The sequence below is a fragment of the Nitrosomonas sp. Nm51 genome, from assembly GCF_900111165.1.
Taxonomy (GTDB): domain Bacteria; phylum Pseudomonadota; class Gammaproteobacteria; order Burkholderiales; family Nitrosomonadaceae; genus Nitrosomonas.
The window spans coordinates 19,099-30,029 of sequence record NZ_FOGH01000031.1 but is presented as its reverse complement, the minus strand read 5'-3'; the positions used below and the strand labels follow the sequence as shown (position 1 = coordinate 30,029).

Annotated in this window: 8 protein-coding genes and 1 pseudogene; 6 read left to right on the top strand and 3 right to left on the bottom strand. The window is 48.2% G+C overall.

Annotated elements, in window-relative coordinates; translation table 11 throughout:
* Positions 1 to 541 precede the first annotated feature (541 nt).
* Both recN and BMY60_RS10515 read right to left on the bottom strand, forming a co-directional pair.
* The gene (gene recN / locus BMY60_RS10520; RefSeq protein ID WP_090333484.1) at positions 542 to 2,215 is read right to left on the bottom strand and encodes a DNA repair protein RecN; all 1,674 of its coding nucleotides are present in this window, start codon (positions 2,213 to 2,215) and stop codon (positions 542 to 544) included.
* Positions 2,216 to 2,230: 15 nt separating this feature from the next.
* The gene (locus tag BMY60_RS10515; RefSeq protein ID WP_090333483.1) at positions 2,231 to 3,103 is read right to left on the bottom strand and encodes an NAD kinase; all 873 of its coding nucleotides are present in this window, start codon (positions 3,101 to 3,103) and stop codon (positions 2,231 to 2,233) included.
* 360 nt (positions 3,104 to 3,463) lie between these two features.
* Between BMY60_RS10515 and hrcA the strand changes: the two genes are divergently transcribed.
* The 6 genes and pseudogenes from hrcA (at position 3,464) to BMY60_RS10490 (ending at position 8,704) form a co-directional block, all read left to right on the top strand.
* A complete protein-coding gene (gene hrcA, locus BMY60_RS10510) occupies positions 3,464 to 4,483 on the top strand; it encodes a heat-inducible transcriptional repressor HrcA (RefSeq protein WP_090333482.1) in 1,020 nt (339 codons plus the stop codon).
* Positions 4,484 to 4,526: 43 nt separating this feature from the next.
* Positions 4,527 to 5,612, top strand: coding sequence for a ferrochelatase (gene hemH / locus BMY60_RS10505; protein WP_090333481.1), 1,086 nt, complete (start codon positions 4,527 to 4,529; stop codon positions 5,610 to 5,612).
* 166 nt (positions 5,613 to 5,778) lie between these two features.
* On the top strand, positions 5,779 to 5,910 hold the full coding sequence (locus BMY60_RS16320) for a hypothetical protein (RefSeq protein WP_256250799.1): 132 nt from the start codon (positions 5,779 to 5,781) through the stop codon (positions 5,908 to 5,910).
* 340 nt (positions 5,911 to 6,250) lie between these two features.
* Entirely contained in the window at positions 6,251 to 6,436 is a 186-nt protein-coding gene (locus BMY60_RS10500; protein WP_090333480.1) for a twin transmembrane helix small protein, read from the top strand.
* Positions 6,437 to 6,518: 82 nt separating this feature from the next.
* Positions 6,519 to 7,757: a BaiN/RdsA family NAD(P)/FAD-dependent oxidoreductase gene (locus BMY60_RS10495; RefSeq protein WP_090333478.1), complete on the top strand. Its 1,239-nt coding sequence runs from the start codon at positions 6,519 to 6,521 to the stop codon at positions 7,755 to 7,757.
* A 157-nt stretch (positions 7,758 to 7,914) separates the two neighbouring features.
* Positions 7,915 to 8,704: pseudogene (locus tag BMY60_RS10490) on the top strand (IS5 family transposase).
* 12 nt (positions 8,705 to 8,716) lie between these two features.
* Here the strand turns inward: BMY60_RS10490 and pnp are convergent.
* Positions 8,717 to 10,858 carry a polyribonucleotide nucleotidyltransferase gene (gene pnp, locus BMY60_RS10485; protein ID WP_090333477.1) on the bottom strand — a complete coding sequence of 714 codons (2,142 nt, stop codon included), beginning with the start codon at positions 10,856 to 10,858 and terminating at the stop codon, positions 8,717 to 8,719.
* Between the last annotated feature and the right edge of the window lie 73 nt (positions 10,859 to 10,931).

Here is a 10,931-nt window from a genome sequence, read left to right as displayed (position 1 = left end):
AGCAGGTCGCTGGCCAGCCTTGGTGCGTTATATCATCAGTAAAATTATTGCCAGCAAACCCCAGAAATCACAATTTCTTGATTCATTTCCCGCTACGTTGGCATTTGATTCCAGCTAACTGAGGAATTTAGGTTAAACCGTTGCCGGTAAATGGCACCGGGCCATTCTTTTCGTTTTAAAACAAGCTGTATTCATTGGACGCGTCCACCGTTGATCTGTGCCTGTCTGTCTTTCCATGGGCGATCAGCAACCGATAGTGGAGCCGTCAACTGAATAAGGATTCCGTGCGCGGATTTTATCGTGGCCCGGCCGCACAAGTGGCCAAACAGAGGCCGGCTATAGAGCTGCAAAGACATTGTCTCCAAATAGCTATCATGACTAAAGGGAGCATCAGTAAAGATACAATCAGAGGACATGACAACATTTAAACAAATTACCGGAAACAAAATTCTTCTTGCAAATATCGGGAAGTCCTTATAGAGGAGAATAGGTTAAAGCGTTTGACTGAAGCTGAATCTGGCAATTCTTTCAAGCCAGCCATTTATCCGGCAGCGCTATTTTGCAACATCTCTGCCGCATGCTCGCGCGTTGCTTCCGTCATTTTCACACCACCCAGCATACGTGCGATCTCATTCACACGTTCATCACCGTCAAGCATTGCTATCCGGCTCTGTATCTGTTGACTGCCGCGATTCTCCGATTTGCTTACCTGCATGTGCTGATCGCCCGCCGCAGCCACCTGCGGCAGATGCGTGATGCACATCACCTGCCGCGCATCTCCCAATTGTTTGAGCAGCTGGCCGACAATTTCCGCGACGCGTCCGCCAATACCGGCATCCACTTCATCGAAAATCAGCGTTGGTACAGTTCCGGTCCGACAGGTGACCACCTGTATTGCCAAGCTGATACGCGACAACTCACCGCCTGATGCAGCTTTGGACAGCGGTTTGAGCGCCAGGCCCTTGTGTGCGGCAACCTGAAACTCGACCTGCTCCAGACCATTCGCATTCCCCTGAGCCAAAGGCTCAAACATAACTGAAAATTTGCCGCCAGCCATGGCAATCGTTTGCATCGTCTTGGTCACAGCTTTTGCCATAGTTGTTCCGGCTTTACGGCGCTTTGTACTCAGCTTTTCTGCCAGGTTGCGGTAAGCCGCCTGTGCGGCCTGCGCCTGCTCGGTCAGTTGCGCCAGATTCCCGCCGCTTTCCAGCGACGCGAGCTGAACACACACATCTTCAAGCAAATTCGGCAGTGCTTCAGGTGCGACGCGGTACTTTCTGGCGATGCCGTGTATGGCCGTGATGCGCCGCTCGATTTCCTGTAGATAGTGCGGATCGATATCGAGTCGCTGCCGATAATGCCTGAGTTCGTATATGCCTTCCTGCACCTGAATCTGGGCGGAATCCAGTAAATCGACTACAGTCTGCAACTGGCTGTCATATTCGACCATATTGTGCAGCTGATTTTTTACGGCATTGATTTGCGAAACCACGGCGGCATCATTTTCTGACAATAATTCGATTCCGTTTTCGGTTGCTTCCAGCAAGCCGGCCAGGTTTGAAAGCCGGTTGTGGTCCGTTTGTACTGTTCCCCACTCATTATCGGTGAAGTTGAGTTCCATGAGTTCGTGTTTCTGCCACTCAAGCTGTTCGCGCTTTTCCAATGATGCGGATAATCGCTGTTCGCTGTCGATTCGCTTGTGCTGCAAGTTTTGCCAGTCCTGATATGCGGTTTTAACGGTGTGCGCAAGTTCCGTGCAACCGGCAAATGCATCCAGCAAATCGCGTTGTGCTGATTTCTGCAGCAAAGTCTGATGCGCATGTTGGCTGTGAATGGCAACCAGATAATCCCCAGCTGCGCGCAGTTGCTGCAGTGTTACGGTATGGCCGTTAATCAGTGCTCGCGAACGGCCGCTGGCATCCAGGATGCGGCGCAGAATACAGCTATCCGGATCGCCCTGCAAATCCTGTTGAGTCAGCCATTCGCAAAATTCGGGTAATGCTTCGGTATCGAACAAGGCACTGATTTCCGCACGTTCGCATCCCTGCCGTATCTGGCTGGAATCACCGCGTTCGCCCAGTGTGAGTGACAGTGCGTCGATCATGATCGACTTGCCTGCGCCGGTTTCACCAGTTAACACCGTAAAGCCCGGTGAAAACTCAATCTCCATTTGATCCACAATGACAAAATTGCTGATGCTGAGCAGTCTGAGCATGATCAAAGATACTGATTAATGCAGTTCACTCCAGCCAAGCTTTTCACGCAACATGCGGTAATAACTATGGTTGACGGAATGCAACAGGCGTACGGTCTTGGGAAAACGCCGGATGATAATGCGGTCGGCATGTTCCAAATCGTAGCTGGAATGACTGTCGCAATGCACGCGCGCATCAAGCGAACTGAGCATGTGCACTTCCACGCTTGCATCGGGCCCGATTACAATCGGGCGGTTGCTTAACGTATGCGGGCATATTGGCACTAACGCAATCAGATCCAGGCCAGGATGGAGTATGGGTCCGCCTGAAGACAATGCATAGGCAGTCGAGCCCGTCGGCGTTGTCACAATAAGGCCGTCTGAACGCATCGTATTGACGTATTCATTATTGATGCTGATCTGAAATTCGACCATGCCGCTGCTCATGCCCCGGTACAGCACGACATCATTAAACGCCAGCGCACTGAATACACTGTTATTCTGGCGTATCACCTCGGCATACAGCAGCATGCGGCGTTCGGCTGTATAATGTCCCTGCAACATCTCATTGAGCGTTTCCAGCATAGTGTCGGTTGACAGATCCGTCAAAAACCCCAAACGTCCCTGGTTAATTCCGATCAACGGCACATCATAGGAAGCCAGCATGCGCGCGATGTTCAGCATTGTTCCATCACCCCCCATCACCACGGCCAAATCGGCCTGCCTGCCGATTTCTTCGAGCGTCAATGCTTTATACGATTCATTCGGCAGATAGGAGGCAGTTAAATGGTCAACAAACACTTCAAACTCCAGTCTGGTTAAATATTCAGCAAGATCCAAAATAGGTGCCGCAATCTCCGGATTCTTATGTTTACCAATCAATGCTATCGATTTAAACGGAAAACTCATTACTGAATATCTAAGTAAACTACAATTAATGTCAGTGTTATCTGCGCGTATTCACTACTATGCATGATTTCAATGTCTAATGATGCCAGTCCATTCAATAAAACTAGCATACCGGTTGCAGGACAAGCAACTGTAAAATCGCAAGCTATACAACCTGGGAAACCCGGTCCACCAGGCAACAACATTATATTGGCAACCGGGCTTAAAGAAAGCTTAAAAAATGGCTGAAAAACGTTGCACAGCCATATATTCCTGTGAAAAGAAGTTTAGCATTATATGCGACAATGTATTATATACAATCCTGTCAGCACTAAGCGGACAAGACAGATTAAATTACTCAGATTGTTGTAAAATTGGCATATGCTTAATGAAAGAGCTCAAATACTGTTAAAAACATTGGTAGAACGCTATATCCATGAAGGACAGCCGGTAGGATCGCGTTCGCTATCCAAGTTTTCGGGCCTGGATTTAAGTCCGGCAACCATACGCAACGTTATGGCCGACCTTGAGGAAATGGGGCTGGTCATGAGTCCTCACACTTCTGCTGGCCGGGTTCCGACCCCTAGAGGCTACCGGCTGTTTATCGACCATCTGCTGGTGATCAAATCACTGCGCGAAGAAGAACTGCATCACCTTGAAAACCAGTTGCACCCGGATAATCCAACGCGCCTGGCCAATGCAGCATCGCAGCTGCTTTCAGAGCTGACGCATTTCGCCGGAGTTGTGGTTACGCCGAAACGCACTGGCGCGGTATTCCGTTATATTGAATTCATGGCGTTATCGGAAAAAAGAATTTTGTTGATTATCGTCACGCCCGATGGCGATGTACAAAACCGTATCATTTTTACCGACAAACCTTACAACCAGTCCGATCTGATTGAAGCCGGTAATTTTATCAATCAGCATTATGCCGGCTGCGCACTCGATGAAATCCGTAGCCGGGTACAGACAGAGCTGAAACAGCTCAGACAGGACATGACCAAATTGATGAACGCCGCAATAGAAGCAGGCGGCGATGCTGTCAAAGAAAGCAGCGAAGTCATCGTTCTCGCCGGTGAACGCAGGCTACTCGATACGCTTGATGCATCGGAAAGTCTGACCAGTCTCAAAAAACTGTTTGAATTATTTGAACGAAAAACCAAGCTGCTGCAACTGCTTGAGCTCAGCCGTAACGCGCATGGCGTTAAAATTTTTATCGGCGGCGAATCCGACGCTGCCGCATTCGATGAATTCAGCGTTATTACTGCGTCATACAAAGCAGAGGGCTCTGTTGTCGGTACTGTCGGTGTCATCGGCCCCAAACGCATGGCATACGAGCGCATTATTCCGATCGTCGATGTAACCGCAAAACTATTATCCAGCAGTTTGTCACAGCAGTAGTGCCATGCTGACTCTAACCCATTCATATCAGAGGCCTTGATCCATGACCGATGAATCCAATTACCAGCACGGCACACTGGGTAAAGCAGGCGTACTATTGATTAATCTGGGCACGCCTGATGCGCCAACAAAGGAAGCGTTGCGGCCTTATCTCAGGGAATTTTTGAGTAATCCGCGTGTTATTGAAGTACCGCGGTTGATCTGGTGGCCCATACTGCACGGATTCATCTTGCCGTTCAGGCCTAAGCAATCGGCGGAAAAATACGCGCTGATCTGGTCATCTGAAGGATCGCCGCTGAAAGTGCATACTGAACGCCAGACAGCACTGTTGGCTGAAACGCTGCAAAATACGACCAGCTCTGCACTCATGGTTGAATACGCCATGAATATCGGCAATCCGTCCGTCGCCAGTGTAATTAATAAAATGACCGAAGCCGGTTGCGACCGCATTCTGGTCATCCCCCTGTTTCCACAATACGCCGCAAGCAGCACCGCCGCCGCCATGGATGCTGTTTTTTCCGCGCTCAGGCATATTCGCAATATGCCGGCCATTCGCACCGTCAAACAGTATCACGACCATCCTGGTTATATCGCGTCACTGGCACAAAACATTCGTGATTACTGGAATCAGCGCGGCCATCCCGATAAACTGATCATCAGTTTTCATGGCGTTCCGCGCAAAAACCTTGATAAAGGCGATCCTTATCACTGTTTGTGCCAGAAAACAGGACGTTTGCTAGCCGAGACGCTGAACTTGAACGAAGATCAGTACCAGGTTTGTTTTCAATCACGCTTTGGCCGCGCACAATGGCTTCAACCCTATACCGCCAAAACACTGGAACAGCTCGGCAAAGCCCAAACCCGCCGCGTAGACATCACCTGCCCCGGCTTTGTTTCGGACTGCCTGGAAACGCTTGAAGAAATCGCTATTGAGGGTAAGAAAACCTTCACCGAAGCCGGTGGCAAGGAATACCATTATATCCCCTGTCTGAACGAACGCGACGACTGGATCGCCGCACTGGCTGAGATCGCCAAGCCGAATTTGTATGACTGGCTGGAACCGGCACCGTCACAGGAAGTACTTGAGCAGTCAAAACAGCGCGCGCTGGCGATGGGGGCAAAAAAATAATACATAACCATAGCCTTCTCGTCCTGCAGCAGGTTTCGATAATACTTTAGACCGCCAATAAAAGCCGTGCATGTTTTCACATCAATATTCAAGGCTTTTAAGGAACCGCGAATAAATAAGTGTGACAATCGGGCGCGTCTGGCGAGATGCAATGCAAGGCGGGAGGATGAGTCATAGCACAAGCTATGGCGACGACGAACAACGCCGCAGTGTGTCCGCCAGATGCGATCCAGGTGTTACAGTTATTTATGAACGACTCCTGAGTACATGGTTGCGTTTAACCGTCTGCGGCTGTTGAATATAGCGTTGCCATTCAATTTTCCATTGGATAATGCGCTGATCTCAGATAAACTGTACCTAGCCTGGATATTGCATCAGTTGCTGGAATTTAAACGCTGAACTGTTTTGAATTGAGCATGCCCGCGGCCGCAGACACAATTATTCCGCGGCACAGGAAGTATGTGCGTTCTATTCAAGACAGGGCAAATTAAAAACCGGCAAGTGGACTCGTGGGTACAAACTGTACTTTCGTCAGGATCCATGGAAACCAACAGGCGTAGTAATTACAGAGCAGAATCTAGCGTGCTGGTGCATATTCAGGCTATATCTTGATTCTTCTCCAAAGCAGAGGTAAGCCATTGAAAATCTTAGCAGCGATATTATTTCTTATCATATTGTACAGTCTGGGCTCAGCACTTTATTACATGTATAAAGACGGCGGCAATTCCACGCGCATGGTCAAATCATTGAGCATACGCATCGGCGTATCTATACTGCTGTTTGTGATCATGATGGTTCATACGTATTTTACCCATATTGTCTGAATGAAAAATAATCACCGTTTTTTAACGTTATTATTTGAGGCACACTCAGCAGGCTGAATTTACCCGCCGGGCCGCCAGTCTGATGCGTAAGCCCATAAGAGATTCGGATGTAGTGATCGTTGGTGCCGGAGCTGCGGGTATGATGTGCGCAATTGAGGCTGGCAAACGCGGGCGCTCTGTTCTGCTGGTTGACCACTCACCAAAACCAGCCGAAAAGATACGTATTTCAGGTGGCGGCCGCTGTAACTTTACCAACCTGTATACGCATTCAGAAAACTTCCTGTCTAATAATCCGCATTTCTGCCGTTCAGCACTTGAGCGCTATAAACCGTTCGACATCATTGCATTGCTGGAAAAACACGGCATACGTTATCATGAAAAAAAACTCGGGCAATTATTTTGTGATGATAGCGCGCAACAGATTATTGACATGCTCAAGAAAGAATGTGATTTTGCCGGAGTCGCCTGGCAGTTTCCTTCTTTAATCACAAAAATTCAATATCTTAAATACGACTCCGGCAGTCAATCTAAAAAATGCAAACGCTTTCTCATTGATACAGAATGCAATACCTTAACGGCACATTCGCTGGTCATCGCCACCGGCGGTTTGTCTATACCCCAAATTGGCGCCAGTGACTTTGGTTACCGGGTTGCCAGGCAGTTTAATATTCCCGTCACGGCATTACGTCCCAGCCTGGTGGGCCTAACTGTCTCGCCAGATAATTTCGCCAGTTTCCAGAATATGCCGGGGATCGCCATTGATGCGCAGGTCAGCTGGCAGCATGCTGCATTCAGAGAGAATATTTTGCTGACACATCGCGGACTCAGCGGACCGGCAATTCTTCAAATTTCTTCGTACTGGAAACCCGGCACACCAATCCATATCGACTTGTTGCCACAATTAGATATGCACGATATTTTCAAGTCGCAGCGTTATTGCAATCAGCAATTGTCAAATTTGCTCGCCAACTATTTGCCCAAGCGGTTTGTCCAGGTCTGGTGTGACAGGGTTTTGACAGGCTTGGCGCTGTCACATATGGGCAATAAACCTGTCAGACAGTACCAAAATACCGCACTATCGCAGATTGCCGAGCAGATCCGTAACTGGGAAGTTGTTCCAAGCGGCACCATGGGCTACAAAAAAGCTGAAGTAACACTGGGTGGAGTAGACACCCACGCATTATCTTCCAAAACAATGGAAGTCAAACAGCTTCCCGGACTTTTTTTTATTGGAGAAGTCGTCGACGTTACCGGACAGTTGGGTGGTTTTAACTTTCAATGGGCCTGGTCATCGGGTCATGCTGCTGGTCAGACAGTATGATGTTTTCATATTTCCATTCACCTTGAAAACCCCAGTTGGGTGAGACTAAGGTGTGCTATTTTTTAGCACGCGCAACGCAGCGTATTGGATAGTGTCGTCATAAAGTAGAAATAGCTGCATAATTATTATGTAACCAGTTATTCTACATGAGAAAAGTATGCCTCAATCTTATCATCGGCGTGATCTTTCAGACCATGTATGGTCGTTATTAAAGCCTCATTTGCCAGGTCGAGCCGGTAGTTGAAGCTGCGTTGCCAGAGACAATTACCAATTTATTAATGCGGTATTCTGGATTTTACGCATGGGTACTCCATGGCGAGATCTATCACCGGATTACAGTGACCGGAAGAACACGCATCGACGATTTTGCCGATGGCGGGACAAAGGGACTTGGGAAAAGCTACTGAAATCACTGGTCAACGACACGGATTACGAGTGGTTAATGATCGATGCCAGTCATATTAAAGTTCGCCCGCATGCATCCGGCGCAAGAGGTGGCAATCAGGCGATGAATCGCACAAAAAGGGCTTGACAATCACACCTGGCTGTGGATGCCAATGGTATGCCGGTTAGAATGCTCCACAGACGATACTACAGTGGATTGCATACACTCAGCTGTTGAGTTGATAATTGGCATCAATGCCGATTATCTACCGGCGGATCGGGCTTATGATATTAACGGAATATTGGAGCACTGTAAGGTCAAGCAAATCGAACCAGTGATTCCATCGAAGAAAAATCGCACTCAATCTCACGATCATGATAAAAACTTATATCAATACTGACATTTAGTGGAAAATGCATTCTTACACCTGAGGCACTGGAGAGGCATTGCAACTCGGTATGCAAAGAATACCGCATCATTTCTAGCGACTATCCATATCCGATATGTCGCTATCTGGACTAATAGCTCATGGCGACACTATCTAATTAAAGCGGGGCCGTAACCTTATTTAAACTTAATTTTCAGTCGCATCGGTCATCTCAGCAGCATTGCCTGCGGCATCTTCTGCTTCTTCTTTTGCGATTGCTTTCATACTCAAGCGTAAACGGCCCTTATCATCTGCTTCAAGTACTTTAACCCGTACTGATTGACCCTCGTTCAGATGATCGGAAACATTATTGACACGCTCATTGGCGATCTGAGAAATATGCAACAGTCCGTCCTTGCCTGGTAATACGCTGACAATTGCACCAAAATCCAACAATTTCAACACGGTACCAGCATAAACGCGGCCAACTTCCACTTCTGCGGTAAGATCCTCAATACGTTTTCTAGCAAGCTCTCCATTTTCCGCATTGACGCATGCTATAGTAACTTGTCCATCATCAGTAATATCGATTGTTGTTCCAGTTTCTTCGGTCAATGTACGGATTACAGCGCCGCCTTTTCCAATAACATCGCGTATTTTCTCGGGGTTGATTTTGATTTTTATGATGCGTGGCGCGTGAATCGAAATACTGTCACGTGTTACCGGCACGGCCTCTTTCATAATTTCAAGAATGTGCATACGTCCGTCACGCGCTTGTAATAGCGCAGCATGCATGATTTCTTTAGTAATACCCTGTATTTTGATATCCATCTGCAGGGCAGTTATACCTTGTTCTGTTCCAGCAACTTTGAAATCCATATCGCCCAGGTGATCCTCATCCCCCAGAATGTCGGTCAAAACCGCAAAACGGTTACCTTCTTTAATCAGGCCCATGGCGATCCCCGCAACATGCCCTTTCAAGGGCACACCCGCATCCATCAGCGCCAGGCAACCACCACATACCGATGCCATGGAACTGGAACCATTAGATTCTGTAATTTCTGAAACAACGCGCAAAGAATAGCCAAACTCTTCTTGAGAAGGAAGCACTGCAATCAGCGCGCGTTTTGCCAAGCGCCCATGGCCTATTTCTCGTCGTTTGGGTGAGCCGACACGTCCGGTTTCACCGGTTGCATAAGGAGGCATATTATAATGCAGCATAAAACGTTCAGAATAATCACCCTGTAGCGAATCAATTTTTTGCTCATCACGTGCAGTACCAAGTGTGGCTATTGCCAGTGACTGTGTCTCGCCGCGAGTGAAAAGCGCCGAACCGTGTGTACGTGGCAACGCGCCACTGCGTATTGTAATCGGCCTGACCGTTCGCGTTCCGCGGCCATCTATTCGGGGTTCGCCATCAAGGATCTGATTACGCACAATTCCTGATTCCAGCGCAAAAAAAGCTTCTTCAAAAGCGCTTTGCTCTGCACCATCTTCATTTCCAACACCGAGCGCTTCTATAGTTTTCTGACGTACACTCGCGATGGCTTCGACACGCGCCTGCTTTTGTCTGATTTTGAAAGCTTCGCGCAACTCGGCCTCTGCAAGTTCCGAGACTTTTTTCTGTAAAGCGGCATCTTTTTCAGGCGGGGTCCAATCCCAGGCGGTGACACCGGCCTCATCTGCCAGTTCATTGATAACCTCAATGACAGCCTGCATTTGTTCATGCCCGTATACTACAGCGCCAAGCATAATGTCTTCAGACAATTCCATGGCCTCAGATTCAACCATGAGCACTGCCTGCTGGGTCCCGGCAACAACCAGATTCAACTGCGCATCTTTAAGCTCAGTCGTTGTCGGATTTAAAACATACTCATTATCGACATAACCCACACGTGCGGCACCAATCGGGCCGTCAAACGGAATGCCTGACAAAACCAATGCTGCTGAAGTTCCAATAATCGCAGGAATATCGGCATCCACTTCCTCGTTGGATGATAAAACGGTGGCTACAACCTGTACTTCATTATAAAAGCCGTCCGGAAAGAGCGGACGTATGGGACGGTCAATAAGACGGGATGTCAGTGTTTCTTTTTCTGAAGGGCGCCCTTCACGTTTAAAGAAACTGCCGGGAATTCTACCTGCCGCATAAAATTTTTCCTGGTAATCAACCGTCAATGGGAAAAAATCCTGGCCCGGCCTTACCTGCTTTGCACCAACAACTGTCACGAGCACAACAGTGTCATCCATTGTCACCATAACCGCACCATGTGCCTGCCTGGCGATTTCGCCCGTTTCCAGAATAAGTTGGTGTCGCCCGTAAGTAATACTTTTTTTGATAGATTTCAATTAACAATCCTTTTCTTCAATTCAATGCCGGCACAGTCACTAACCATAATCAGTGTGCAAGCCACAGTACAAC